The following is a 25,205-nucleotide window of genomic DNA, read 5'->3' as shown; positions in this document are numbered from 1 at the left end:
CTTTTGTGATTTAGCTGCTCGGTTTATTGTTACGTTAGCCCTTGCCCACTATGGCGTAAGGGTGATATGAACTAAATCAAGAAATGTAAAAATAATCAACCCTGGCTATTGTTCAAACCGTGCAAAACGGGTATAGTCAGGCACGTTTTTACTTATCAATTTTAGACAGAATAACGAGGTTTTTATGGGCGGCATTAGCATTTGGCAATTAGCGATTTTGGTCTTAATTATCGTGTTGCTGTTCGGTACGAAAAAATTGCGCACCTTGGGCACAGACTTAGGTGAGTCTGTGAAAGGCTTCAAAAAAGCCATGAACGAAGAAAATAAACCGGAAGATGCGACGTTTAGTAAAGTAGAACAAAACGCACAACCGGAACAAGAAAAAAATAAAGAGAAAGAACAGGCTTAATCCATGTTTGATATTGGCTTTTCCGAAATCGTATTGGTGTGCATTGTGGGCTTAGTGGTGCTAGGCCCACAACGTTTACCGGTGGCGATTCGCACCGTGATGAGCTGGGTGCGTACCATTCGTGGCTTGGCGGCGAACGTGCAAAACGAGCTGAAACAGGAACTCAAATTGCAGGAATTGCAAGAAAGTATCAAAAAAGCGGAAAGCCTGAACCTGAAAGCCTTGTCACCGGAATTGGGTAACACCGTTGAAGAACTGAAAGCCTCCGCCGATAAATTGCGTGCCGAGTTGGAGCAAAAAGACAACGACACCAACACCACTTTTCAGGATCAGGTGGTTCAACTGAAACAGGCGCAGGCAACGAAAAGTGCGGTGGAAAACGGCGGTGAAAATGACAACCTTCATCCTGGCACAGACCAATACAACCCAATGGCTAATTACGATATTCTTGATGTGGAAGATTATGCCGAGCCACAAAAGGAAGCCCTCGCTGCCACAAAAACAACGGAAAAAACGACCGCACTTTCCCCGGCGGAGCTGGCGGAACAGGAAGAAATCGAACTGGACGAAAAACTCGCCCATTACATCAATCAATACGATCCGGACAATCCGCTGCCGGCTAATACGGCATCGGCACATTTGGCCAAAGTCTCAGAGAAAAGTTAACCGTGCTTTGCGGGATAGCCTCACATCAGGATAACTTATGACCAGCGTTGACGATACTCAACCCCTCATCACTCACTTGGTAGAACTACGCACTCGCTTATTACGCAGCATTATTTTCGTCGCCGTGGTGTTTGTTGCACTAGTTTACTTTTCTAACGAAATTTATAATTTTGTGGCGGCACCGCTGACAGCGAACCTGCCGAACGGTTCCAGCATGATTGCCACCAACATCGCCACGCCGTTTTTTACCCCGATTAAACTCACCGGTGTGGTTGCCGTTTTTATTTCCGTGCCTTATTTGCTTTATCAAATCTGGGCGTTTGTAGCGCCGGCATTATATCAACACGAAAAACGCCTGATTTATCCGCTGCTCTTTTCCAGCACCGTGCTTTTTTATTTAGGCGTGGCATTTGCTTATTATGTGGTGTTCCCGCTGGTGTTCAGTTTCCTAACCAAGACCGCGCCGGAAGGCGTCGCTATTGCCACGGACATCAGCAGTTATCTGGATTTCGTGCTCACCCTGTTCCTCGCTTTCGGCGTTTGTTTTGAAGTGCCGGTGGCGATTATTTTACTGTGCTGGACGGGTGTGACTACACCGGAAGATTTAAGATCCAAACGTCCGTATATTATCGTAGCCGCTTTCTTTATCGGTATGCTTCTGACTCCGCCGGACGTATTTTCACAAACCTTACTCGCTGCCCCGATGTGCTTGTTATTTGAAGTGGGTGTGCTATGCGCCCGTTTCTACCGTCCACGCGAAGATGACGAGACGCAAAATGAAAGCGACAGCGCAAAGCAATAATAAGATTCAGGAGAGAATATGACGCAACAAATTTTCACCGGTTTTCCCACCCGCCGTTTACGCCGCATGCGTAAACAGGACTTTAGTCGCCGCTTGATGGCGGAACACAAACTGACCGTTGACGATCTGATTTATCCCGTGTTTATTATTGAAGGCGAAAATCACCGCGAAGCCGTGCCTTCCATGCCGAATGTAGAACGTTTAACCCTTGATCAGTTGTTAATTGAAGCGGGATTATTGGTGAAATACGGTGTGCCGGTCATCGCCCTGTTCCCTGTGGTGGAGCAAACCAAAAAATCCCTCATGGCGGAAGAAGCCTATAATCCGAACGGCTTGGTGCAACGCGCGGTAAGAGCCTTAAAAGCCGCTTATCCCGAACTGGGCGTATTAACCGATGTGGCACTTGACCCTTACACCGTGCACGGGCAAGACGGCATTATCGACGAGGACAGCTATGTACTGAACGACATCACCACCGAAGTGTTAATCAAACAAGCCCTTTCCCACGCGGAAGCCGGCGCCGATGTGGTAGCGCCAAGCGACATGATGGACGGTCGAATCGGCAGAATCCGCCACGCGCTGGAAGAAAACGGCTTTATCAATACCCTCATCATGGCATACTCCGCCAAATATGCCTCCAACTATTACGGCCCGTTCCGCGACGCGGTGGGTTCTTCCGGTAATTTAAAAGGTGGCGATAAAAAAACCTATCAACTTGATCCCGCCAATAGCGACGAAGGCTTGCAGGAAGTGGCGTTAGACTTGGAAGAAGGCGCCGATATGGTGATGGTCAAACCGGGCATGCCGTATTTGGATTTGGTCTATCGCGTGAAACAACAATTCGGCGTGCCGACCTTCGCCTACCAAGTCTCCGGCGAATACGCCATGCACATGGCAGCCATTCAAAACGGTTGGCTGAAAGAAAAAGAGTGCATCATGGAATCGCTACTTTGCTTCAAACGCGCCGGCGCCGACGGCATTCTGACTTACTTCGCCAAACAAGTGGCGGAATGGTTGTACTTGGAAGGGAAAAATAAATAGTTCCGATAACATAAAAACGAAAAGCCGAATATGTTATTCGGCTTTTTATTTATGTGAAAAGTGCGGTCAGAATTGACGGCGTTTTTTAGTCCCTCAACCTGAAATCACGATCGGTGAACTTGTCGAACCATAAGTGATTTTAACTAAGAACGACGCAAGATTCATGCTTCGACAAGCTCAGCAACCGTCTTGCATTGTCACACTTTTGGCTTTATTGCAACAACGAAATATCCGCCACCTGTAAGAATAAACCTTGTAGCGTATTCAAAATCGCCAAGCGGTTTTGGCGGAGTGTTGGATCTTCTGCGTTCACCATCACGTTGTCGAAGAAGTTATCCACCGGAGTACGTAAGTTCGAGAGTTTATCCAACACGGCGGTGTATTCGCCTTTCGCGATAAGTGGTTGCACTTCCGTTTGTAACACAAGCACGGCTTCGGCGAGGTTTTTTTCTGCCGACTCAACGCAGGCGATCAAATTAATCTCACCGATTGCAACATCTGCTTTGGCAAGAATGTTCGCCACGCGTTTGTTTGCTGCGGCTAAGGCTTCTGCAGAATCTAAGGTGCGGAAATGCGATACGGCACGCACGCGGGCGTCAAAATCCGCAGGGCGGGTTGGGCGACGGGCAAGCACGGCTTGGATGACGTCCACCGCAATGCCTTCGTCTTGATACCACGCACGGAAACGACCGAGCATAAAGTCCACCACGTCGGCAACCACATTTTTGTTGGTGAGTTTATCGCCGAAAAGTGCGGCTGATTTTTGCACTAAATCTTCCAAATCAAGCGGTAGGTTTTTCTCAACAATAATGCGTAACGCGCCCAATGCGGCACGGCGTAAAGCGAATGGGTCGGCACTGCCTTTCGGCGCTTGTCCGATCCCAAAAATTCCTGTGAGGGTGTCGAATTTATCGGCTAATGCCACCGCACTTGCCACCAACGATTTCGGCAATTCATCCCCTGCGAAACGCGGCATATATTGTTCATTCAACGCCACTGCCACTTCTTCATCTTCGCCGTCGTGACGGGCATAGTGCATACCCATTACGCCTTGGGTGTCGGTGAATTCAAACACCATATTGGTCATCAAATCGCATTTTGACAGCAAGCCCGCACGTTTTGCTTTCGCTTCGTCGGCACCGATTTGTTTGGCGATTGCACCCGCAAGTTGTTCGATGCGGTCGGTTTTATCACGCAATGTGCCAAGTTGTTGTTGGAACAACACAGTTTCCAAGCGCGGTAAGCGATCCACTAATTTTTGTTTTAAGTCGGTTTTGAAGAAGAATTCCGCGTCGGTTAAACGAGGGCGAACCACTTTTTCGTTGCCTTCGATAATCGCACTTGGATCATCAGGGTTGATGTTCGATACGAAGATAAAGTGCGGTAATAATTTGCCGTCTTTGTCGCCTTCTGTTTTTTTGTATAGCGGGAAGTATTTTTGGTCGCCTTTCATGGTGTAAACCAAGGCTTCCGCAGGCACGGCAAGGAAACGTTCTTCAAATTTCGCCGCCAACACATTCGGGTATTCCACCAATGAAGTCACTTCTTCCAACAGGCTTTCTTCAATGTCTGCCACACCGCCAAGTGCGGTCGCTTTTGCTTGAGATTTTGCCAAAATTTCCGCTTTACGCTCGTTGAAATCAGCTACCACAGATCCTTTTTCACGCAACAGTTGTGGGTATTGATCCGCGTGTTGAATTTCAAATTCACGCTCGCCTAAGAAACGGTGACCACGAATCGTGCGACCGCTTGCCACGCCTAAAATTTCGCCTTCGATTAATTCATCGCCAAGCAACATCGTCACCGTGTGAACAGGACGAATGAATTGCACGGTTTTGTCCGCCCAACGCATTGGTTTCGGAATTGGCAATTTCGCCAAAGCGTTCGCCACGATATCCGCCAGCAAGTTTTTGGTCGGCTGACCCTCGATTTTCGCACGGTGAACCAGCCATTCGCCTTTGTCGGTGGCAAGGCGTTCCGCTTGATCCACGGTAATCCCGCAACCACGCGCCCAGCCTTCTGCCGCTTTGGTCGGATTGCCTTCCGCATCAAACGCCGCTGACACCGCAGGCCCACGCTTTTCAATTTCTTTGCCCGGCTGCTGTGTGGCAAGCGCTAACACCTTCACCGCCAAACGACGCGGTGCCGCAAACCATTCGATTTTGTCGAACGCCAGCCCCGCTTGGTTCAATTCCGCCTGTACGTTATCCGCAAAGGCCGTGGCTAATGTTTTCAGAGCTTTTGGCGGCAGCTCTTCCGTACCGATTTCTACTAGGAAGTTTTGGGTTGTCATTTTGTTTTCTCTTGTAAGGTGTGCATGATTCCACCATTTTAATTTTAAATTTTGTAATGCGTTTACACGCACAACTACGAACTATGGTACTTCAGAAAAACCAATCTCTTTAAGCAACATTTTTCCTAAATGAGTTATATATCTAGAACCTTTAGGTTTTCCTGATGATTTATCATAAATAGGCATATTCGTATTTCTATCTATATTAAATTTAGTTTTTATTAAACCTAATCTTTCTAAATGCTCTTTATAGCTCTCTTGAATAGCAGATTTATTAGCCTCTTCTTCTGAAGCTCCAATATAATTTCTAGCTAGAGTTAAGGTACTCTTATGTTTATCTCTAAATTCCTCATCACCACCCAGTGTTGGGTGTAAATAAAATCTTAACCAAATAATCTCTTCATCATTTAAGTCTGATAGTAAATTGAGTAAATGGATAGATTGAGATATTTGTACTTGTTCTTTATTTAATCCATTCGCCACTATAGAGGCAATATGCTCAAGACGCTTTTCACTAGCAGCTCGAAAAGCGTAGAATAAACCATCTTCAAACAATGCTATATATTTAGATAATTTTTCAGCTTCTGAACCTATCAAACATTCTAAATTAGATATTCTTTTTTCTAGTTCTCTAATATATTTAGTTATTCTGTCTTGACGTTGATTTGATACTAACTTGTTAATAATTCCACTTACAATAGAACCACCAGGAAATTCTCCTAAAATAGAATTTGTAAGTGAAATTAGTTTATCTGTATTATTTTCGTCTAAATCATCATTCTGCATATATTTTTTCTCAACGAAGTTTTTGAGCGTTTTCTTTTAAGTATTTTTCGTAGGGTTACATAAAAATTGTTTCTCACTTTGTTCCTTCGTTCATATCGATTGTGCCGTTTGCAAAATATGATCTCTAAATTTTTCAGGTAAACTGCGTGGTGTTAACAAATCCACTTTGACGCCAAGCAAGGTTTCTAATTCTTCTTTTAAACCGCAATAATCAAATAAGGTGGTTTTCACGGAGGGTTCAACCAGTAAATCTAAATCACTTTGCTCCGTGTCTTGCTGCGTTAATACCGAACCGAATACTCTCGAATTTGAAAAATGAAACCGAACAGAAAGCGCTTTCACTTTCTCTCGGTTAAGTCGCAGTTTTTGTGATGGTTTCATTTTTCTCTTCTTATTTTAAAAATCATTCTCTCTTCTTTTTCACCGCTACAGCCATGCGCTGTTTCGTATTGTGAACAAGCTCGATGATTTCTGTTGTAAAGGTATTTTCTGTGGTCATCAGCGACATAACTTTCCTTGTAAAGTACGGTCAGTTTTCCAGGTATTTTTTAAGCGAAAATGTCGCGCAGTTCGCTTTCTGTCAGAATGACCCGCCCGTCTTCCAATAACAGCGCGGGAAAGCCCGCATTGCCTTTCGCTTTGACGGTATCAAACGCGGCGTTGTTATCACGCAAACGCAGCCACTGTTTTAAATTCGGGATGGAAGACATCACTTCCACTTCGTCATATTCTACGCCCAAGCGTTTCAGTTCTGCCACAAAAGGCGCGGTGTCAGGGCATTTTTCGGCATAATAAAGAATCGGTTTCATCATGAACTCCATTAAAAAGTGCGGTAGATTTTCACCGCACTTTTGCCAACTACTTCTTACACCCCGGGAACCCCAAGGCTTCGCGGCTGGCGTAATAGGCTTCCGCCACGCCTTTGGTGAGCGCACGAATGCGTAAAATGTAACGTTGACGTTCGGTTACGGAAATGGCTTTGCGTGCGTCCAATAAGTTAAAGCTGTGCGCCGCTTTCAAAATGCGCTCATACGCCGGCAACGGCAGCGGTTTTTCCAATGCTAACAGGCTTTGCGCTTCTTTTTCGTATTGATCGAAACAGTAGAACAAGAAATCGGTGTCGGCATATTCAAAGTTGTAGGTGGATTGTTCCACTTCGTTTTGATGGAACACGTCGCCGTAAGTGGTTTTGCCGAGCGGACCGTCTGACCACACCAAATCATACACGCTGTCTACGCCCTGAATGTACATCGCCAAACGTTCCAAGCCGTAAGTGATTTCGCCGGTCACCGGTTTACATTCCAAGCCGCCCACCTGTTGGAAATAGGTGAATTGGGTCACTTCCATACCGTTCAGCCACACTTCCCAGCCCAAGCCCCACGCACCCAGCGTCGGGTTTTCCCAGTTGTCTTCCACAAAACGAATGTCGTTCTGGGTCGGGTCGAAACCGAGCATTTTTAAGGAATCCAAATACAGTTCCTGAATGTTGTCCGGTGAAGGTTTGATCACCACCTGGAATTGATAATAATGTTGCAAACGGTTCGGATTTTCGCCATAACGACCGTCTGTCGGACGGCGTGAAGGCTGCACATAGGCAAACGCCATCGGTTCCGGCCCTAACGCGCGAAGTGCCGTCATCGGGTGCGAAGTGCCCGCGCCCAATTCCATATCAAACGGCTGCACCACCGTACAACCTTGGTTCGCCCAGTATTCCTGTAAGGCAAGAATCATGCCTTGAAAAGTTTTTACATTAAATGTTGTCATAATCAGTTCTACGAATTGAAGGGTGGAAAATGCGTGCCATTATACTGAAAACACAAGGCGGGATAAAGGAAAGGCGGAAAAAAGTGCGGTGGGGAAAACACTTGGATTTCCAACCGCACTTTATGTGAGCGCCAGCCGAATCACCTATACAGAACAAGCGATTTTGCATTCGTCGCAGCCGTTACATACGGTCAAAATAAATCTTCCCGCGCAGCAAACGGCGGGTGATTTGCCGCACGTTGGTTTTCCACGGGCGGATGTTCCACTGCACCGAAAATACCGCGGAATAAGCCCCGTCGGGAAATGGCGTTGTGGCTTAAATATGCCTGATAATAGGTTTCTTTTTTTGGCATATGGCGCTTTCCGTTAACGATAAAAACGAACGGTTGGTACCTCTAAATTTAGGGCTTGTTGCCATTGTTTCAGCGTGGCTAACGTCAATAACGCCAAGCCTCGATAAAACAGGAAATCCTCCAAAGCAGCAAGCAGTTGTAAGCAATGCGGCGCCCAAGTGAGGAAATGGCGGTTGAGAAACTCCCTCATTAAGTGCGGTTGATTTTCCGCCAAATATGCCGCCAGCATTAACATCAGGCCGAGATGATCTTCCGGTTCATTTTGATGAGATTGAAAGGCAATTTGATGACGTTGCAGGAAGGCACGCAGCTCTAACAACGAACTGCCGAAAATCACCGACTCCGGATCCAAATAGACGGAACCCCAAGGCGGCGCAGGCAGCGCATTCGGGCCGATAAACAACGCCTGATATTGTTCAGCAAGCGGTTGCTGTAAACCTTCGGCAAACAGTGCGGTGGTTTTTTCCAACGTTTTTTCATCCACAAAGGGCGCCCATTCCTGCTGCCAATTTTCCCGTTCAAAAAAACACAACACAGAAGCAACCCGCGCGTCATCGGGCGCATAATAAAACGCCGCGCTCAATAACCGCCCTGTGGTGGAAATCCATTGCATTAATCCGTTATCCATAAAAACTCCTGATAAAATGACCGCACTTTTTTAGTTATTGACGACAATTAACCACCTACCGCCATGCCAAGGGTCATGTGCGCAGCATAAAACAAATTGCGTCCCAACATTTCGGCAAACAGCGTCAAAATGGCAGCCAATGCGAGTACACCGATGTTTTTACTGCGGAAAATAAAGAGTGCAGCGAGGGCTAAGCAACAAAAGCGTAGTGCGCTGAAGGCGGCGTAATCCGGCACGAGGGCGGCGGCATTTTGTATAGCGCTGTGAATTTGTGGTAAGGAGAAACCTTGGTAAACTGCGACAATGGCGGCGAATAACACCGCCAGAGCAAATAACCAAGGCAGGGCGCTAAGTTGATAAGTCCGTTGCGGGTTTGCCATAATCAACGCGGAACTTAACGCGATGCCACCCAATGCTACCGTGCCAAAGAACAAGCAGGAGGTCATCGGCGTGTTCCAGGTCGGCACGCTTGGAATGTGGTAAACCTGATCCATGATCACCATAAAAACCAAACCGATAAGGGAGCTTATCACCAGCCACAGTTTGTCGAGTGCAAGAGGCATTTTGCGCATGATGGCAAGCAACCAATACATACCCGCCATAGCAAAGAACAACGCCCCCGACGCGATTTCATTACTCATCATAGATTCGCCCACGCGGTTCAGCGAATTAAACGCGCGGATCGGTGTACCTAAGTGCAACATGGAGGCAGTAAAGCCGATGCCGAGTAAAGCGAGAATCACAAACATGACTTTATGCACATAACGACGGCTCTGCGCATTTAAATTGGTGCAAAGCACGAAGCTAAAAACAAGCCAGGAACCGACCGCACTTTGTGCCAACACGGTGAATACCACCAACGGTAATTCATGTATCACTATGTTCATTTTACACCTCTCCCGGGTTACCTAAGAACCCGTTGGTATCGCCGCTTAGACGGGCGTTTTTGTTTGGTTTCACGACCAAATTCGGATGGGTCACTTCTGCCGGAGGCAAGGGTGCAATAGAGACCTGTTCACCATACCTAGCGCGCAATTCTTTAATGGGTGCAAAATCAAGAGCGCGCAATGGACAGGCATCCACGCAAATCGGTTTTTGCCCTGCTTTAATACGCGAATAGCAACCGTCACATTTGGTCATGTGACCTTTTTCCGCGTCGAATTGCGGCACGTCATACGGACACGCCATGTGGCAATAGCGACAGCCAATGCAGATTTCTTCATTCACAATCACAAAACCGTCTGCATTTTTTTGCATGGCGCCTGTCGGGCAAACCTTGGTACAAGCCGGATCGGCGCAATGATTGCATGAAATGGACATATAATAAGCAAACACGTTTTGGAGCCAACAACCGTCCGGCTGTTGGCTCCAGTTGCCACCGGTGTATTCATAAATACGACGGAAATTTACCTCCGTGCCTAAATCTTTGTAATCTTTACAGGCTAATTCGCAAGTTTTACAGCCTGTACAGCGATCCGAATCAAAATAAAAACCATATTGTTCCATAATTCACCCCCTACAAGCGTTCCACTTGAACCAAATTAGAATGTTGCGGATTGCCTTTCGCCAGTGGTGACGGGCGTTGGGTGGTCAGCACATTAATACAACCGGAATGGTCGATGCGATCCTTATCCGGTGCATACCACGCTCCTTCGCTTAATGCGACGACCCCCGGAATAATACGCGGAGTCACCTTGACGTTAATACGCACTTCACCACGATCATTAAAAATACGAATCAGATCGCCGTTTTGAATACCACGCGGTTGCGCATCAATGGGGTTCATCCACACTTCCTGCGGATTGGCGGCTTTTAACACATCCACATTACCATAGGTGGAGTGCGTGCGGGCTTTGTAATGGAAACCGCTGAGTTGTAGCGGGTATTTTTCCATGAGCGGATCGCCATAATGCTCGAAGCTTTGCGCATGAACCGGTAACGGATGAATCACTTCATCTTCTGCCAGCTTCCAGGTTTTGGCGATTTCCGCTAGACGGGAGGAATAAATTTCAATTTTGCCGGATGGTGTTTTCAGCGGGTGAGCTTCCGGGTCGTCGCGGAAATCTTTATATGCCACTTTGAAACCGTTCGGATCCACCTTTTTGAAAATCCCTTGTTGTCTGAATTCCTCAAAGGTCGGTAATTCAGGCAGTTTTTCGCGGGATTGTGCATAAATATAGCGTAGCCATTCTTCCTGTGTGCGACCTTCGGTGAATTTGTCTTTTACCCCCATTTTGTCCGCCAAGTCGCTCAACATATCGTAAATCGTGCGACATTCAAAAGACGGTTTAACCACTTGGTCGGCAAAAATCACATACGCCATATTGGAGACGAAAGCGTCCAGTGCAAAATCCATTTGTTCCGAAGTGGTGCAATCCGGCAACAAAATATCGCTGTATTTCGCGGTGGAAGTCATGTGATTATCAATGGTGATGACCATTTCGCATTGGCTGTCGTCCTGCAAAATGTCATGAGTGCGGTTAATTTGCGCGTGCTGATTGATAAGGCAGTTACTTGAATAGTTCCAGATTACTTTAATCGGCGCGGACAGTTTATCTACGCCGCGAATGCCGTCGGTAAGTGCGGTCATTTCCGGTCCCCGAATAATGGCGTCAGTCCACATGAACATCGGAATACTGGCTTTCACCGGATTTTTTAACGTTGGCATTCGCACAAACGGAATGCTGTACGCACTTTCCCGTGCGCCGGTGTTGCCGCCATGAATGCCGACATTACCGGTTAAAATCGGCAGCATGGCAATGGCGCGGGAAATGAGTTCACCGTTACTGCGTCGTTGTGGTCCCCAACCTTGGGAAATAAATGCCGGTTTGGTGCTACCGATTTCACGGGCTAATTTAATAATACGATCCACCGGAATACCGGTGATTTTCGATGCCCACTCCGGAGTTTTGGCTATACCATCATCGCCCTGCCCCAAAATATAGGCTTTGTAATGTCCGTTTTGCGGTGCGCCCTCCGGTAAGGTTTTTTCATCGTAGCCGACACAGTATTTATCAAGGAAGGGCTGATCCACCAAATCTTCGGTAATCATCACATACGCCAGCGCAGAAACCAGTGCCGCATCAGTGCCGGGACGAATCGGAATCCATTCGTCTTCACGCCCGACGCCTGTGTCGGTATAGCGTGGGTCAATTAAAATCATTTTGGCGTTGGAGCGTTGCTTTGCCTGTTCGATACAGTAGGTCAAGCCACCGCCGCTCATGCGTGTCTCGGCGGGATTGTTACCAAACAGTACGATAAGCTTGGTGTTTTCGATGTCCGCCATCCCGTTTCCGAGCGCCCATCCGCCTCCGTAGGTATAATCTAACCCCACAGCAATTTGCGCGGTGCTGTAATCGCCGTAGTGGTTTAAATACCCACCGATACAGTTCATAAAACGCGCCACCATAGTAGAAGCCGGTGGCCAGTATTTGGTCATGGTACCGCCCAGTGTACCGGTGCCGTAGTTCAAATAAATAGATTCATTGCCGTATTTTGCAATATTACGTTTCAAGGCATCGGCAATTTCTGTTAAAGCTTCATCCCAACTGATGCGTTTGAACTTGCCTTCACCACGTTTTCCTACGCGTTTCATCGGATATTTCAAACGATCGGGATTATAAACACGACGACGCATAGAACGCCCACGTAAACAGGCGCGCACCTGGTGATCCACATTATAAGTTTCCGTGCCTGTATTATCGGTTTCCACATAGGTAATGCGATTATCCTTAACATGCATACGTAACGGGCAACGACTTCCGCAATTGACAGTACAGGCGCTCCATACCACCTTTTCCACACTTTCTTGTTCTTTTTTTAATGTGTTCGTCGCCATCACATTAAACGGCAGGACAATATCCGCCGCTATAATGGCAGCACCTGCCAATGATGACTTAATAAAATCTCGGCGACTAAGTTGGTTAAAATTATTCATAACTATCCCCCTCATACACATTACTAGTAATATCAAGGAGTGATCATTTAACCATTTATGGTGAGTCAAAGAATTTGAAATCGATCACAAAAGATAACCGAGCATCCCAAAAACTGACAAAAACATGATCAAAATCAATAGTTAAAATAAACTACAATGCCTCTTACTTTTCCCTCAAAATGTAAAAGGAATTGATCGTTTTCAGTTTCGTGAAGTTTAATATCTAAAATAGTAATTACTTGTTGAGAGATATTTGAAATTTTTTCGTTGTTCACAATTAAATCCCCTATGGGCTTTGGTTGAAAATTTGCTTTTCACCGTTTGTTTCTTGAGCACTTTAAAAGGGTGAATTATTAAGGCTATAAGCCTTAATGCAGCGAAGCGGTAAACCTGCGGATCTTGCTTGTTGTTGGAAACGTACTGGGCGTGCCGACCTTTCTAGCAGATAACATGCCAATTTCCCCTCCTGCTGAAATCTTACAACATATATCCCATTAAATAACGCTAAAGAGGTCCACAGCAAGCGGCAATGCAAAAATTCGGTCATATAAAACTTTTTTCAGGCAAAGCCGAAAAAAAACGAAGAGCAGCTCAATGAGCTACTTAATTATATTCGAGAGGACGATGCACTTGTCGTTACAAAATTCGATAGACTAGGGAGTAGCCTAAGCCAATGCTTAAAAATGGCAGATTTTTTATTAGAAAACAAAATCGGTTTCATTACATTAAATCAAGCGATAGGCACTACAAAACGCAAGGATCCTATGGCTAACCAAGACATCACAGTCACCAAAGAGCATAAAGATTCCGTGCGCGGAGCATTAATCTTTTTTTCTACATAAAACACCATGAAATTAGCCCGAAAGATGTCAAATGGAAACTCATTACTAATTAAAGTAGCAACCTCAAGCCGATAAAACCCTTCACGTTCAACTAGTCCTTTTTCTCTAATCGCAATAAAATTCGCTTGATTGCCCGGTAATAGTTATCATGAACCTCAACAAGTTGTGGATGACTACGTAAGGCTAATCAGGCTCTGCAATTTCAAAATAAGGCAACTAGTAGTCATTATGCTCTTGTAAAACCTTTGCAATGCAAGGGCAGTTATCAACGATGGAGGTTGAGGGACTTCAGGCATGAATGATATGAGTTCATTGATTTCCTGTGTTAACATATTGACCTATCTTGCAAGTATTTCTTGCTTTGCCTTTAACAGCAGTAATTGCTCAATCGGTTCGTACTTCAAGAACTTTTGTATCACAATAAAAAACCCCTATCAAATGTAATTTTAATAGGGATTTTAGAATTTTTAATAAATCTTTGTGCAACTGCTACATAATACCGAATTCACCTGAAAAAGTAACCGCACTTTTTATTAGCCGATGCTTAGTTAATTTTGAAACTGATCGGCACGCTGATTGAAGATGAAATCCCCGCCGGGCGCGGACCAATAGAGCGGGCGCTATTGACCGCACTTAACGCCGCATTATCCAAATCTTCCGCGCCTGAACTTTTTACGATGCTCGCCCCACTAATGGAACCATCTGCACCGATGGAGAAAGAAACGGTCACAATGCCTTGCTTACGCATCATTTTGGCACGTGTTGGGTAGCGTTTATGTTTCTCAATTTCACGTCGAATTGCCGATAAATAGGCATTTCTTTCATCGCTGCTGGCGCCACTGCCTGCCAAATTCGGATTATTGGTTGTCACCGGACCGGTTGATGTGGCTTTAGAATTCACCGAAGCATTGGAATCTACCGTTTTGTCACCCACAGGCACATCAGTTCTCGGTTTTTGCTTCGGCTTCTCTTTCGGTTTTTCCTTTGGCTTTTCTTTCGGCTTCTCTTTTGGTTTTTCCGGTTCTTTCGGTTTTTCAACTTTCGGCGGTTCCGGTTTTACCGTCGGATCATCCACCGCTTCCTGCTTTTCAGGTTCCGGCGCTTTTTCTTCTACCGGTGGCGGTTCAGCTTCCACTTGCGCCATCAGCATTTCCATAGAGATGCTGGTGGACAATTCCCCGACAACGCTATTGGCGCTGAAATCTGATTTCTTTACGTGACTCCAAAACAACAAATAAACAATCACAGCATGAATCAGCAGAGACAAAAGCAAACTTAAGAGTGAACGCTTTGCTGTTTGCATAACATTCTCCTAGTTGCTGACCGGCTGCTCTGCAGGTTTGGCGGATTTTTCATCGGCAGGTCTCGGTTTGTCCGCACTGTTGTCTTTGGTTGCCACAATCGCTACATCTTTAATTTCATTTTTTGCCAGTAAATCGGTGACGGAAACGAAATCTTGGAAAGAAGCCTCGGAATCAATTTTTAGCGTCACTTTTTGCTTTTTATCCCAACCGGCGATTTCACTCTCCAAGCTTTCAAGATTGGTAGGTTTATCGTTGAAATATAATTCACCTTTTGCCGTTACCGTTAACAATTTTGCCAACTCATTGGATTTGAATGCGACGGAAGAACTGGCTTTCGGTACATTCACTTGGATTTTCCCCTGGGAAATGAAAGATGCCGTAATCAGCACAATCGCAAGTAGCACCAACATAATATCAATGAACGGGATAATGTTGATTTCATCAAACTTTTTCACGGGTTATTCCTTATCCTGTTCTTCTTTTTTATGTTGTTGAGAATTTAGTACTTTCCACTTCAGACGGTTCACTTCGACTTTACGTCCCAAGGCGTTATAGAAAATCATGGAAGGAATCGCCACCAGAATACCCAGTGCGGTGGCTTTTAGGGCCAAAGATAAGTGCAGCATGATTTCACCGGCATCTACTTCACCACCGGATTGGCCGATTTGGTAGAAGGTCAACAAAATCCCGATAACCGTGCCTAAGAGACCCACATAGGGCGCGTTTGCTCCCACAGTAGAAACTATGGTGAGGTTACGGTTTAAATCAATTTCAAGTGCATAAATGGTGGAATATTGACTCACTTTAACACGGGATAAAAAGAAGAAACGTTCGATGACCATGGTGAGCATTAATACGCTCATAAACAGTAATAAACCGATAATAATGTAGTCACTATAATTTTGTAAGAATTCAAAAATTTGTGGCATTTGCTTTTCCTTTTTAAATGTGATCTGTTTAAATAAATAGTAGAAAGAGGGGGCAGATCATACCCCTTCCATAACTGATAATCAATCTCATTTATTGTAAAAAAATCTGCGCTTCTTTTTTTAAAAAAAGCGATAAAAACACTTGATCGTTTCTGATTACGTAAACACAAATTCTTATAATTTAATAACCTTCGCCCGCTTAATCATATTCTCACTCACTTCCAACACGGTAACCTGCAAGCCATTAAGTTCACAGACTGTGCCTTCGTGTGGGATTTCTTCCAAATGCTCTAAAATCAAACCGTTAAATGTACGAGCCTCATCCGTATCCAAATTCCAGTGAAACATTTTATTTAAGTCGCGTAAATTAGCAGAGCCATCAATAATAATGGAACCGTCCGATTGTTGAGTAACTTCTTCATCAATAGTCGGGGCGTTGGAGGTGGTAAATTCGCCCACGATTTCTTCCAAAATGTCTTCCAGTGTCACCAAACCTTTAATATCACCATATTCGTCTACCACTAAACCGATACGTTCTTTCCGTTGGCGGAAATTCGCCAACTGCGCTTTTAATGGCGTCCCTTCCGGAATAAAATACACTTTGTCGGCGGCACGAATCAGCGTTTCTTTGGTGAACTCATTTTTTTCCAATAACAAACGGAAGGCTTCGCGCACCCGCAATATACCGAGCACATTTTCATCCATGCTGCCTTTGTATAACACCACGCGGTTATGCGCCGCATGGTTGAGCTGGCGCATAATCGCCTTCCAATCATCATCAATATCAATACTGCCGATTTCATTGCGCGGTACCATAATGTCGTCCACGGTGACGGTATCCATATCTAAAATAGACAACAACATTTGCGGATGTTGCTCATCCGGCGTGGCTTCGCCCGCTTCGCTGACGATACTGCGTAATTCTTCACGGCTGATAACCTGTTTTTTCAGCGCCGGTTTTAAGCCTACCAAACGCATTAAGGTTTTAGTGAACAGGTTCATGACCCAAGCTAACGGAGAAAAGATTTTGATCAGCGGGATTAATAAATGGCTGGTGGTCAAGCCCACTTTTTCCGGGTGCATCGCCGCCACAGTTTTTGGAAAAATTTCGGAGAAAATCAGCATAACGAAGGTCAGTAGCCCGGTGGCAATCGCCACACCTGCATCGCCGTATAAACGCATTCCGATCACGGTAGCAATGGCGGAAGCACTGACATTAACAAGATTATTGAAAATAAGGATAAAACTTAATAGGTTATCCGGTTTGGCCAACAGTTTTTCCGCTTTTTGCGCGCCTTTATTCCCTTGCTCGGATAAGAAGCGCAGGCGGTATTTATTTAAGGAAAGTAGCCCGGTTTCGGAACCGGAAAAATAGGCGGAAAGCACCAAACACACAATTAAAATGATAAATAACGTACTAAGGGGAATACTGTCCAATGGGAAATCCTTGCATTAATTGAAAATAAAAAATGCGGGAAAAACTCACCGCACTTTTCTCTCATCCTTTGATTTTACACAATCAATCGACTACCAAAGTAAGCAATCGTGAGCAAAATCATACCCGAAATCGCATAAATAATCATCTTTTTTCCACGCCAGCGGTATTTCTTATGCCCCAGAATCGCAATGCCGAATACAATCCAACCGAGCAATGAAAATCCTCCTTTATGAAGATTGTCGGGCGTCATAGCGTGCATCAAATGGTAGGAGCCGGAAATCAAGGTCAGCGTCAGCAATATTTCACCGCTTACCAATAAACGGAAAAAATGGCGTTCCACCGTCATCAATGGCGGCACCATCGGCGAAAAGTGCATTTTTTTAGCTTTTAAGCGACGGTCAATCCAGCCCAGTTGAATGGCGTATAGCGTGGCGATGCAGTATACCGCGTAGGCAAAAATGGACAAGCCGATATGAAATAACATGGAACCGTTTTGATTCAACAGCTGAATAATATGGCTTGGAATAAAAGTGGCACAAACCAGATTATTAACCATGGAAAAGCAATACACAATTGGCAACACAAACCACATGCTGTTCACCCGCAACATGGCAAGTGTGGCTAATGAGGCGATAATCACGCTCATCAATGACGCCACTTCCATCAGGGTAAAGGCTTGTCCGTTTGCCAGATCATTGAGCAACGGCAACGTGGTGAAAACATGGCAAATAATGGCGAAAAGTGCGGTCAGAAAAAATGGCGTTTTTTTAGGTTGGGTTTGCCCGCCATTGACCTGCGACGTTAATAACATCGGCGTGATAAATAACACGCTGATTAAATAAAAAATAATTGATAAAACAGCAATCCACATAAATATTATCCCATGTTTCGTTGGCGTTTTATTCTAGCGATATCGGGTTAAAATCGCCATCACTTTATTTCAAGGGTGAAAACGCGCCGAATTTCAGTATAATGAACGGCATTTTACCGATAACCTCTTTCCGATTTAACCACAGGCAATATTATGTTTGAAAATTTATCCGATCGTCTTTCCAAAACCCTGCGCAACATCAGCGGACGCGGGCGTTTAACCGAAGATAACATTAAAGACACGCTGCGCGAAGTGCGCATGGCGTTACTGGAAGCCGATGTGGCGCTTCCGGTGGTACGTGATTTTATTAATAAAGTGAAAGAACGCGCCATCGGTGTCGAAGTGAACAAAAGCCTCACGCCGGGGCAGGAGTTCGTCAAAATCGTCCAAGCCGAACTGGAAACGGCGATGGGCGAAGCCAACGAAAGCCTGAATTTAGCCGCGCAACCGCCGGCAGTGATTTTAATGGCGGGCTTACAAGGGGCGGGGAAAACCACCAGCGTAGGGAAACTGGCAAAATTTTTGCGTGAACGCCACAAGAAAAAAGTGTTGGTCGTCTCTGCCGACGTGTATCGCCCTGCGGCGATCAAGCAATTGGAAACCCTTGCCCAAGCGGTAAATGCCGATTTCTTCCCGTCTGACGTGAAACAAAATCCGGTGGAGATTGCCAAAGCGGCATTGGCGGAAGCCAAACTGAAATTCTACGATGTGCTGATCGTGGATACGGCAGGTCGCTTGCACGTTGACGGCGAAATGATGGACGAAATCAAACAGGTTCACGCGGCGTTAAACCCTGTCGAAACCCTGTTCACCGTGGACGCCATGACCGGTCAGGACGCGGCGAATACGGCAAAAGCCTTTAATGAAGCCCTCCCGCTCACCGGTGTAATCCTTACCAAAGTGGACGGTGACGCCCGCGGCGGTGCGGCGTTATCCATTCGTCAAATTACCGGCAAACCGATTAAATTCCTTGGGGTGGGCGAAAAAACCGATGCGTTGGAGCCTTTCCATCCCGATCGCGTGGCATCACGCATTCTCGGCATGGGTGATGTGCTTTCCCTAATTGAAGATTTGGAACGTTCCGTTGACCGCGAAAAAGCGGAAAAAATGGCACAAAAATTTAAGAAAGGCGATGATTTCACTTTGGAAGATTTCCGCGAACAGTTACGCGAAATGAAAAAAATGGGCGGTATGATGTCCATGCTGGAAAAATTACCGGGCGCGAAAAACCTGCCGGATCATGTGAAAAATCAAGTGGATGACAAAATGTTCAACAAATTGGAAGCCATCATCAATTCCATGACCTTAAAAGAACGCGCCAATCCCGACATTATCAAAGGCTCCCGCCGCCGCCGTATTGCCCTCGGCTCCGGCACGCAGGTGCAAGATGTCAACAAATTGCTCAAACAATTCGACGAAATGCAACGCATGATGAAGAAAATGCGCAAAGGCGGCATGGCGAAAATGATGCGCGGCATGCAAGGCTTAATGGGCGGCGGACTTGGCGGGTTAGGCGGAATGTTCAGACGTTAGCCATCACCCTCAACCATCATGAAAACAAAAAAAAGTGCGGTCATTTTAAAAAACGTTTTTTAGAATGACCGCACTTTTGTTATAGCCAGACAACGTCTGGCTATAAAAAGAACCTCATACACCGCGTATGGGGTTTTGTTTTCAGAAAGGGATTATTTCACGCTTTCCCACCAAGCTTCTTTTCGCAGCTCGGCGTTGATTTGGAAAATCTGCCCGATGCGTGGGGTAGCAATATTAAAGCCTGCTTGGTTAGCGGATTTGGTGAATCGAACAATCGGGTTTTTCACGAGTGATTGTCTAGGTCGAATTTACCCGCGGGAAAGGTTGATCATTTTCCATGTCCAACCGAGCAATGAGGTTTGCTCTTCTTTTGTGGCAGTACGCACAGGGAGTACTTCCGGATTGTTAAATTTCGTGCCGTCAACATGTTTTGAAACCTACATTTTAGCAAGACTTGCAGCATCAGGTGTGCTGCCCCAAACAGGGTGATAGTTTAAAAACACCTAGCCCGCTGCGCCAAAATCATGAGTCATTTGATGATTTTCATGAATAGACTCATTAAAATTCCTTAAATAATAGGGGCTATGGACGCTTCATTTCACTGCACTTTGATGGAAAATTTAGCCTCGCTAGAACCGATTAATTAGCTAAACACTGCGCGTGATATGCAATATGTTCCCCAATAAAACTGGCGATGAAATAATAGCTATGGTCGTAGCCTTTGTGGAAACGTACGTCCACAGGTTGATTGGCTTTACGGCAGGTTTCGATAAACTCTTCGGTGCGTAATTGTGTCGCTAAAAACTCGTCGTCTAGCCCCTGATCAATCCGCATCTTTTTGAGTTTAGAACCTTGTTTGATGAGCGAGTTGGCATCATATTGCTGCCATTTTTTACGATCTTCGCCTAAATATGCCGAAAACGCTTTTTCTCCCCAAGGCACGAGGCTCGGCGCAAGAATCGGGGAAAACGCCGATACGCTTTGATAATGCTCAGGGTTGCGTAATGCCAACACCAATGCCCCATGTCCCCCCATGGAATGCCCCATAATGGCACGTTTGCCATTGGTTGGGAAATGTTGCTCAATCAGGCTTGGCAGTTCGTTTAAAACGTAATCATACATATGATAGTGCGTATTCCAAGGCGATTCGGTTGCGTTCAAATAGAACCCAGCACCTTGCCCTAAATCATACGCTGCATCGTTCGGCACTTCTTCACCACGCGGGCTGGTATCTGGCGCGACCACAATCACTTGATGTTCTGCGGCATAACGCTGAAAACCTGATTTGGTGATGAAATTTTGCTCGGTGCAGGTTAAGCCAGAAAGCCAATAAATCACACCAAGCGGTCGATTTTCCGGATTAGGTGGCAAATAAACCGCCACCTTCATCTCGCATTGTAAAGTTTGGGCAAAATGCGTCCAAACTTGTTGCTCGCCACCAAAACTTTGGTGTTGTTCAATTTTTTCCATAATCAAGCCGTTTTTTAATAGTGAATCACGGTACGAATGGATTTACCTTCGTGCATCAAATCAAAGGCTTTGTTGATTTGATCTAATGTCATGGTGTGAGTCACGAACGGTTTCAAATCAATTTCGCCTTTCATCGAATCATCCACCATTTTTGGCAATTGGGTGCGACCTTTCACGCCACCAAATGCCGAACCTTTCCATACACGCCCAGTCACTAATTGGAATGGACGGGTTGAAATTTCCTGTCCCGCACCGGCCACACCAATAATGATCGATTGCCCCCAACCGCGGTGTGCGCTTTCAAGCGCTTGGCGCATCACGTTTACGTTGCCGATACATTCAAAGGTATGGTCGATGCCCCATTTGTTGATGTCTAACAACACATCTTTAATCGGTTTATCGTAATCGTTCGGGTTTAAACAATCGGTCGCGCCGAATTGTTTTGCCAATTCAAATTTAGCGGGATTAGTATCAATGGCAATAATACGACCCGCTTTCGCTTGACGGGCGCCTTGCACCACCGCCAAACCAATCGCGCCCAAACCAAACACCGCTACAGAATCGCCTTCCTGCACTTTTGCGGTGTTGTGTACTGCACCGATCCCCGTGGTCACGCCACAGCCGAGCAAACAAACGTGTTCGTGGTTGGCTTCAGGATTGATTTTTGCTAAAGACACTTCGGCCACCACCGAATATTCACTGAAAGTTGAGCAGCCCATGTAGTGATAAATTGGCTGACCTTGGTAAGAAAAACGCGTGGTACCATCAGGCATGAAGCCTCTGCCTTGGGTATCGCGAACCGCCACGCATAAATTAGTTTTTCCTGAACGGCAAAATTCGCATTCGCCACATTCTGCGGTGTAAAGTGGAATCACGTGATCGCCTTCTTTCACGCTGGTTACGCCTTCGCCCACAGCCACCACCACGCCCGCACCTTCGTGACCGAGCACCACAGGGAATACGCCTTCAGGATCTTGCCCTGAAAGGGTGAACGCGTCGGTATGGCAAACGCCCGTGTGGGTATTGCGAATTAACACTTCGCCTTTGCGCGGCATTTCTACGTCAATTTCAACAATTTGTAACGGTTGATTCGGCGCAAATGCCACCGCAGCGCGAGATTTAATGCTTTTAATTTCCATCGCTATTCCTTCATAACTAATTGATAAAATGAACTTGACGCAATCGGCTTGATTCATCAAGATGACAGGCAGTTTACACCTTAGAGTTTACTCTAACGCAAGCATTTTTTCACATTTTTAGTCTTAAAGGAGAAAAAATGAGCTACACCACCGCACAAGCCGCCCAAAAAATGGGCATTTCCGCCCATACATTACGCTTTTACGATAAAGAAGGCTTACTGCCGAATGTGGGGCGTGATGAACACGGCAATCGCCGCTTCACCGACAAAGATTTACAATGGCTTAGCCTGCTGCAATGTTTAAAAAACACAGGTATGAGTTTAAAAGACATTAAACGCTTTGCCAAATGCACAACTATCGGCGATAGCACTATTGAAGAACGCCTTGCCCTTTTTGAAAATCAAACCTAAAACGTGAAGCAACAAATTTCAGAATTGAAACGTTATTTGAGCTTATTGGAATATAAAGTTGCCTTTTACCAACAAGCAAAAGCCTTAGGTTCTGTACAGGCTGTGGCAGAAATGATGCCGGAGATTCCAAAATAACAGTGCGGCGGGAGTTAAAGCGATGTTAAAAACTCTCCAAAAACAAACCGCACTTTGAGTTTTCATTATGAAAGTTACTAAAGTGCGGTTAATTTTTTCGATATTTTAAGCGATTACCAAGGCTGCGTGGTCGGCCCTAAGGTAAATTCACTAATATTGGTATCTGCCGGTTGTGAAAGTGCAAATGCCACTACATTTGCCACGCGTTCGGCAGGAATTTCAAAGGTGTCGTAAAGCTCTCGGTAACCCTTTGAAGTATCTTCGTTGGTGATGTGATCCACCAATTCGGATTGCACTGCCGCAGGATAAATAGTTGCCGTGCGAACGTTGTTGCCTGCTTGCGCCGATTCCATACGCAAACCTTCCATAATCGCTTTCACCGCCCATTTGGTGCCGCAGTAAACCGTGGCGCCCGGGTACACTTTCAAGCCGGCCACGGAAGACACCGCCAAGATATGCCCTGATTTTTGTGCTTCAAAGGTTGGTAATACCGCCGCGATGCCGTTTAACACGCCTTTGATGTTTACGTCCACCATGGCATTCCAATTGTTGGTTTCCAGTGCAGAAAGCGGTGAGTTCGGCATTAAGCCCGCGTTCAAGAAAATCGCGTCCACTTTGCCGAAGGTTGCTTTTGCGAGTTCAACCAGTGCGGCGTTATCTTCCGCTTTCACCACGTCGGTGACACGATAAATCGCTTCGCTGCCTTTTGTCTTGATGTTGTCCACAATGGCTTGCAACTTCGCTTCACGACGCGCGCCTAACACCAATTTCGCGCCGTTTTCAGCTAATTTGTATGCGGTGGCTTCACCAATGCCTGAAGAGGCGCCGGTGATAATCACGACTTTACCTTTGATATTATTCATATTGTTTCTCCTCTCTTGTAAAAGCCACAAAGTGGCTTGGATTAAATAACCTCATATCACATGGATAAATCATTGCAAAAACGCCGGAAAAAACAACCGCACTCATTTTAATTTCACGTACTTTTCTTCTAAAACCATCTATTATCCGTTCTTCATGCCATAAAGTGCGGTTATTTTCTGCGGTGTTTTTAAGAGCGCATTGAATACGTCCTTTTTGTTGTTTAAAGTTTTTCCACCAGCTCCACAGCGGCACCGATGTAGCCGGCAGGGGTGAGTTGTTGCAGGCGGGCTTTTTCTTCCGCCGGGATGGCTAATTTCTCAATGAAATCAAACATGGCTTGGGCATCCACGCGTTTGCCACGAGTCAATTCTTTCAGTTTTTCGTATGGTTTTTCAATGCTATAACGACGCATCACGGTTTGAATCGGTTCGGCAAGCACTTCCCAGTTTTGATCCAATTCTTCGCGTAAATGGGCTTCATTCACTTCCAGTTTGCTGATGCCTTTCTGTGTCGCCGCATAGGCGATTAAGCAATAGCCCAAGCCCACGCCGAGGTTACGTAACACGGTGGAATCTGTAAGATCGCGCTGCCAGCGGGAAATCGGCAGTTTGCTGCCTAAGTGCGCCATCACGGCATTTGCCAAGCCAAGGTTGCCTTCGGAGTTTTCAAAGTCAATCGGGTTGACTTTGTGCGGCATGGTGGAGGAACCGATTTCGCCCGCGAGGGTGCGTTGTTTAAAGTGATTTAAGGCGATGTAGCCCCACAGGTCGCGGTCGAAATCAATAATGATGGTGTTGAAGCGTGCCACGCAATCAAACAGCTCGGCAATGTAATCATGGGGTTCGATTTGGGTGGTGTACGGGTTCCAGGTCACCCCCAAAGAGGTAACGAATTCTTCGCTTAATTTATGCCAGTCAATGTTTGGATAGGCGGATAAATGGGCGTTATAGTTGCCTACCGCGCCGTTAATTTTGCCCAAAATTTCAAGCGTTTGTAATTGTTTATATTGGCGTCTTAAACGATATACCACATTTGCCATTTCTTTGCCCACAGTGGTCGGTGAGGCAGGTTGTCCGTGCGTGCGGGAAAGCAGTGGAATGCGTTTATATTGCTCGGCAAGTGCGGTGATTTTTTCGATTAAATTTAACCATGCCGGTAACAGCACATTATCCCGCGCGGTGCTTAACATCAGGGCGTGGGACAGGTTATTAATGTCTTCGGATGTGCAGGCAAAATGGATAAATTCACTGATTGCCGCCAATTCCAGCAACGCTGCGCTTTTTTCTTTGAGGAAATATTCCACCGCTTTTACGTCGTGATTGGTGGTTTTTTCGATGTCTTTAATGCGTTGTGCATCAATTATGCTGAAATTTTCTACAATACCGTCAAGGTAATCGTTTGCTTCCTGCGACAAAGAAGGCACTTCCGTGATTTGTGCGGTCGCCGCCAGTTTTTGCAGCCAACGAACTTCTACCGTTACACGGAATTTTAATAAACCGAATTCGCTGAAAATGCTGCGTAATTCGGCGGTTTTATCCTGATAACGTCCGTCAATGGGGGAGAGTGCGGTTAATGCGCTGAGTTGCATAGC

General features: G+C 45.8%; 27 protein-coding genes and 1 pseudogene. 7 read left to right on the top strand and 21 right to left on the bottom strand.

The window, feature by feature from the left end:
* Nucleotides 1-184 precede the first annotated feature (184 nt).
* Genes tatA through hemB form a run of 4 tightly spaced genes read left to right on the top strand, consistent with a single transcriptional unit; the run spans nt 185 to nt 2,918 of the window.
* Nucleotides 185-409, top strand: coding sequence for a Sec-independent protein translocase subunit TatA (tatA, locus tag LIN98_RS03240; protein ID WP_005545087.1), 225 nt, complete (start codon nt 185-187; stop codon nt 407-409).
* A 3-nt stretch (nt 410-412) separates the two neighbouring features.
* Nucleotides 413-1,075: a Sec-independent protein translocase protein TatB gene (tatB, locus tag LIN98_RS03235; RefSeq protein ID WP_005590620.1), complete on the top strand. Its 663-nt coding sequence runs from the start codon at nt 413-415 to the stop codon at nt 1,073-1,075.
* A 37-nt stretch (nt 1,076-1,112) separates the two neighbouring features.
* Entirely contained in the window at nt 1,113-1,877 is a 765-nt protein-coding gene (gene tatC, locus LIN98_RS03230; RefSeq protein ID WP_005545082.1) for a twin-arginine translocase subunit TatC, read from the top strand.
* A gap of 18 nt (nt 1,878-1,895) precedes the next feature.
* Nucleotides 1,896-2,918, top strand: a complete 1,023-nt coding sequence (hemB, locus tag LIN98_RS03225) for a porphobilinogen synthase (protein ID WP_005545080.1) — start codon at nt 1,896-1,898, stop codon at nt 2,916-2,918.
* Between the two features lie 211 nt (nt 2,919-3,129).
* On the opposite strand, the gene glyS is transcribed toward hemB, so the two are convergent.
* The 10 genes from glyS to LIN98_RS03175 form a co-directional block, all read right to left on the bottom strand.
* Nucleotides 3,130-5,211, bottom strand: a complete 2,082-nt coding sequence (gene glyS / locus LIN98_RS03220; RefSeq protein WP_249856159.1) for a glycine--tRNA ligase subunit beta — start codon at nt 5,209-5,211, stop codon at nt 3,130-3,132.
* Between the two features lie 81 nt (nt 5,212-5,292).
* Nucleotides 5,293-5,997, bottom strand: a complete 705-nt coding sequence (locus LIN98_RS03215) for a hypothetical protein (RefSeq protein ID WP_005545076.1) — start codon at nt 5,995-5,997, stop codon at nt 5,293-5,295.
* A gap of 90 nt (nt 5,998-6,087) precedes the next feature.
* Nucleotides 6,088-6,378, bottom strand: a complete 291-nt coding sequence (locus tag LIN98_RS03210; RefSeq protein WP_005568623.1) for a nucleotidyltransferase family protein — start codon at nt 6,376-6,378, stop codon at nt 6,088-6,090.
* 167 nt (nt 6,379-6,545) lie between these two features.
* Nucleotides 6,546-6,806 (bottom strand): hypothetical protein, encoded by a 261-nt coding sequence (locus LIN98_RS03205; RefSeq protein ID WP_014167580.1) that lies wholly within the window; start codon nt 6,804-6,806, stop codon nt 6,546-6,548.
* A 49-nt stretch (nt 6,807-6,855) separates the two neighbouring features.
* Nucleotides 6,856-7,761 (bottom strand): glycine--tRNA ligase subunit alpha, encoded by a 906-nt coding sequence (gene glyQ / locus LIN98_RS03200; protein WP_005569909.1) that lies wholly within the window; start codon nt 7,759-7,761, stop codon nt 6,856-6,858.
* Nucleotides 7,762-7,952: 191 nt separating this feature from the next.
* Complete coding sequence (locus tag LIN98_RS03195; protein WP_005545066.1) at nt 7,953-8,114, bottom strand: ferredoxin; 162 nt, start codon at nt 8,112-8,114, stop codon at nt 7,953-7,955.
* 13 nt (nt 8,115-8,127) lie between these two features.
* Nucleotides 8,128-8,742, bottom strand: a complete 615-nt coding sequence (gene dmsD, locus LIN98_RS03190) for a Tat proofreading chaperone DmsD (RefSeq protein ID WP_148326235.1) — start codon at nt 8,740-8,742, stop codon at nt 8,128-8,130.
* Nucleotides 8,743-8,789: 47 nt separating this feature from the next.
* The gene (locus LIN98_RS03185; protein WP_005589356.1) at nt 8,790-9,629 is read right to left on the bottom strand and encodes a DmsC/YnfH family molybdoenzyme membrane anchor subunit; all 840 of its coding nucleotides are present in this window, start codon (nt 9,627-9,629) and stop codon (nt 8,790-8,792) included.
* 1 nt (nt 9,630) lies between these two features.
* Complete coding sequence (locus tag LIN98_RS03180; protein ID WP_249856158.1) at nt 9,631-10,248, bottom strand: DMSO/selenate family reductase complex B subunit; 618 nt, start codon at nt 10,246-10,248, stop codon at nt 9,631-9,633.
* 10 nt (nt 10,249-10,258) lie between these two features.
* The gene (locus LIN98_RS03175; RefSeq protein WP_249856157.1) at nt 10,259-12,679 is read right to left on the bottom strand and encodes a DMSO/selenate family reductase complex A subunit; all 2,421 of its coding nucleotides are present in this window, start codon (nt 12,677-12,679) and stop codon (nt 10,259-10,261) included.
* A 611-nt stretch (nt 12,680-13,290) separates the two neighbouring features.
* Between LIN98_RS03175 and LIN98_RS03170 the strand changes: the two genes are divergently transcribed.
* On the top strand, nt 13,291-13,521 hold the full coding sequence (locus tag LIN98_RS03170) for a recombinase family protein (RefSeq protein ID WP_148326237.1): 231 nt from the start codon (nt 13,291-13,293) through the stop codon (nt 13,519-13,521).
* 544 nt (nt 13,522-14,065) lie between these two features.
* Here the strand turns inward: LIN98_RS03170 and LIN98_RS03165 are convergent.
* The 5 genes from LIN98_RS03165 to LIN98_RS03145 form a co-directional block, all read right to left on the bottom strand.
* The gene (locus LIN98_RS03165; protein WP_005566966.1) at nt 14,066-14,824 is read right to left on the bottom strand and encodes an energy transducer TonB; all 759 of its coding nucleotides are present in this window, start codon (nt 14,822-14,824) and stop codon (nt 14,066-14,068) included.
* A 9-nt stretch (nt 14,825-14,833) separates the two neighbouring features.
* Entirely contained in the window at nt 14,834-15,280 is a 447-nt protein-coding gene (gene exbD / locus LIN98_RS03160) for a TonB system transport protein ExbD (RefSeq protein WP_005550148.1), read from the bottom strand.
* A gap of 3 nt (nt 15,281-15,283) precedes the next feature.
* Complete coding sequence (gene exbB, locus LIN98_RS03155) at nt 15,284-15,754, bottom strand: TonB-system energizer ExbB (protein WP_005538526.1); 471 nt, start codon at nt 15,752-15,754, stop codon at nt 15,284-15,286.
* A 174-nt stretch (nt 15,755-15,928) separates the two neighbouring features.
* The gene (locus LIN98_RS03150) at nt 15,929-17,191 is read right to left on the bottom strand and encodes an HlyC/CorC family transporter (RefSeq protein ID WP_014167584.1); all 1,263 of its coding nucleotides are present in this window, start codon (nt 17,189-17,191) and stop codon (nt 15,929-15,931) included.
* A gap of 74 nt (nt 17,192-17,265) precedes the next feature.
* A complete protein-coding gene (locus LIN98_RS03145) occupies nt 17,266-18,063 on the bottom strand; it encodes a cytochrome C assembly family protein (protein WP_249856156.1) in 798 nt (265 codons plus the stop codon).
* A 153-nt stretch (nt 18,064-18,216) separates the two neighbouring features.
* On the opposite strand from LIN98_RS03145, the gene ffh reads away from it, so the two are divergent.
* The gene (gene ffh / locus LIN98_RS03140; RefSeq protein ID WP_005539967.1) at nt 18,217-19,596 is read left to right on the top strand and encodes a signal recognition particle protein; all 1,380 of its coding nucleotides are present in this window, start codon (nt 18,217-18,219) and stop codon (nt 19,594-19,596) included.
* 152 nt (nt 19,597-19,748) lie between these two features.
* On the opposite strand, the gene LIN98_RS10380 is transcribed toward ffh, so the two are convergent.
* The 3 genes from LIN98_RS10380 to LIN98_RS03130 all read right to left on the bottom strand — a co-directional run bounded on the left by LIN98_RS10380 (nt 19,749) and on the right by LIN98_RS03130 (nt 22,205).
* A complete protein-coding gene (locus LIN98_RS10380) occupies nt 19,749-19,883 on the bottom strand; it encodes a hypothetical protein (protein WP_005565105.1) in 135 nt (44 codons plus the stop codon).
* Between the two features lie 352 nt (nt 19,884-20,235).
* Complete coding sequence (gene fghA, locus LIN98_RS03135) at nt 20,236-21,066, bottom strand: S-formylglutathione hydrolase (RefSeq protein WP_005555172.1); 831 nt, start codon at nt 21,064-21,066, stop codon at nt 20,236-20,238.
* Nucleotides 21,067-21,080: 14 nt separating this feature from the next.
* The gene (locus LIN98_RS03130; RefSeq protein WP_005561289.1) at nt 21,081-22,205 is read right to left on the bottom strand and encodes an S-(hydroxymethyl)glutathione dehydrogenase/class III alcohol dehydrogenase; all 1,125 of its coding nucleotides are present in this window, start codon (nt 22,203-22,205) and stop codon (nt 21,081-21,083) included.
* A 137-nt stretch (nt 22,206-22,342) separates the two neighbouring features.
* Between LIN98_RS03130 and LIN98_RS03125 the strand changes: the two are divergent.
* Nucleotides 22,343-22,750, top strand: a pseudogene (locus LIN98_RS03125) (MerR family transcriptional regulator).
* A 113-nt stretch (nt 22,751-22,863) separates the two neighbouring features.
* Here LIN98_RS03125 and LIN98_RS03120 read toward each other — a convergent pair.
* The 3 genes from LIN98_RS03120 to purB are packed head-to-tail and all read right to left on the bottom strand — an operon-like array spanning nt 22,864 to nt 25,202.
* Nucleotides 22,864-23,613, bottom strand: a complete 750-nt coding sequence (locus tag LIN98_RS03120) for an SDR family oxidoreductase (protein ID WP_249856155.1) — start codon at nt 23,611-23,613, stop codon at nt 22,864-22,866.
* Nucleotides 23,606-23,866: a hypothetical protein gene (locus LIN98_RS03115; protein ID WP_005572367.1), complete on the bottom strand. Its 261-nt coding sequence runs from the start codon at nt 23,864-23,866 to the stop codon at nt 23,606-23,608. The genes LIN98_RS03120 and LIN98_RS03115 overlap by 8 nt, the downstream gene beginning before the upstream one ends.
* A complete protein-coding gene (gene purB / locus LIN98_RS03110; protein ID WP_014167588.1) occupies nt 23,835-25,202 on the bottom strand; it encodes an adenylosuccinate lyase in 1,368 nt (455 codons plus the stop codon). The genes LIN98_RS03115 and purB overlap by 32 nt, the downstream gene beginning before the upstream one ends.
* Nucleotides 25,203-25,205 lie beyond the last annotated feature (3 nt).

It is taken from the genome of Aggregatibacter actinomycetemcomitans (assembly GCF_023518055.1).
Taxonomy (GTDB): Bacteria; Pseudomonadota; Gammaproteobacteria; order Enterobacterales; family Pasteurellaceae; genus Aggregatibacter; species Aggregatibacter actinomycetemcomitans.
This window is presented reverse-complemented; position numbering and strand designations above follow the sequence as displayed.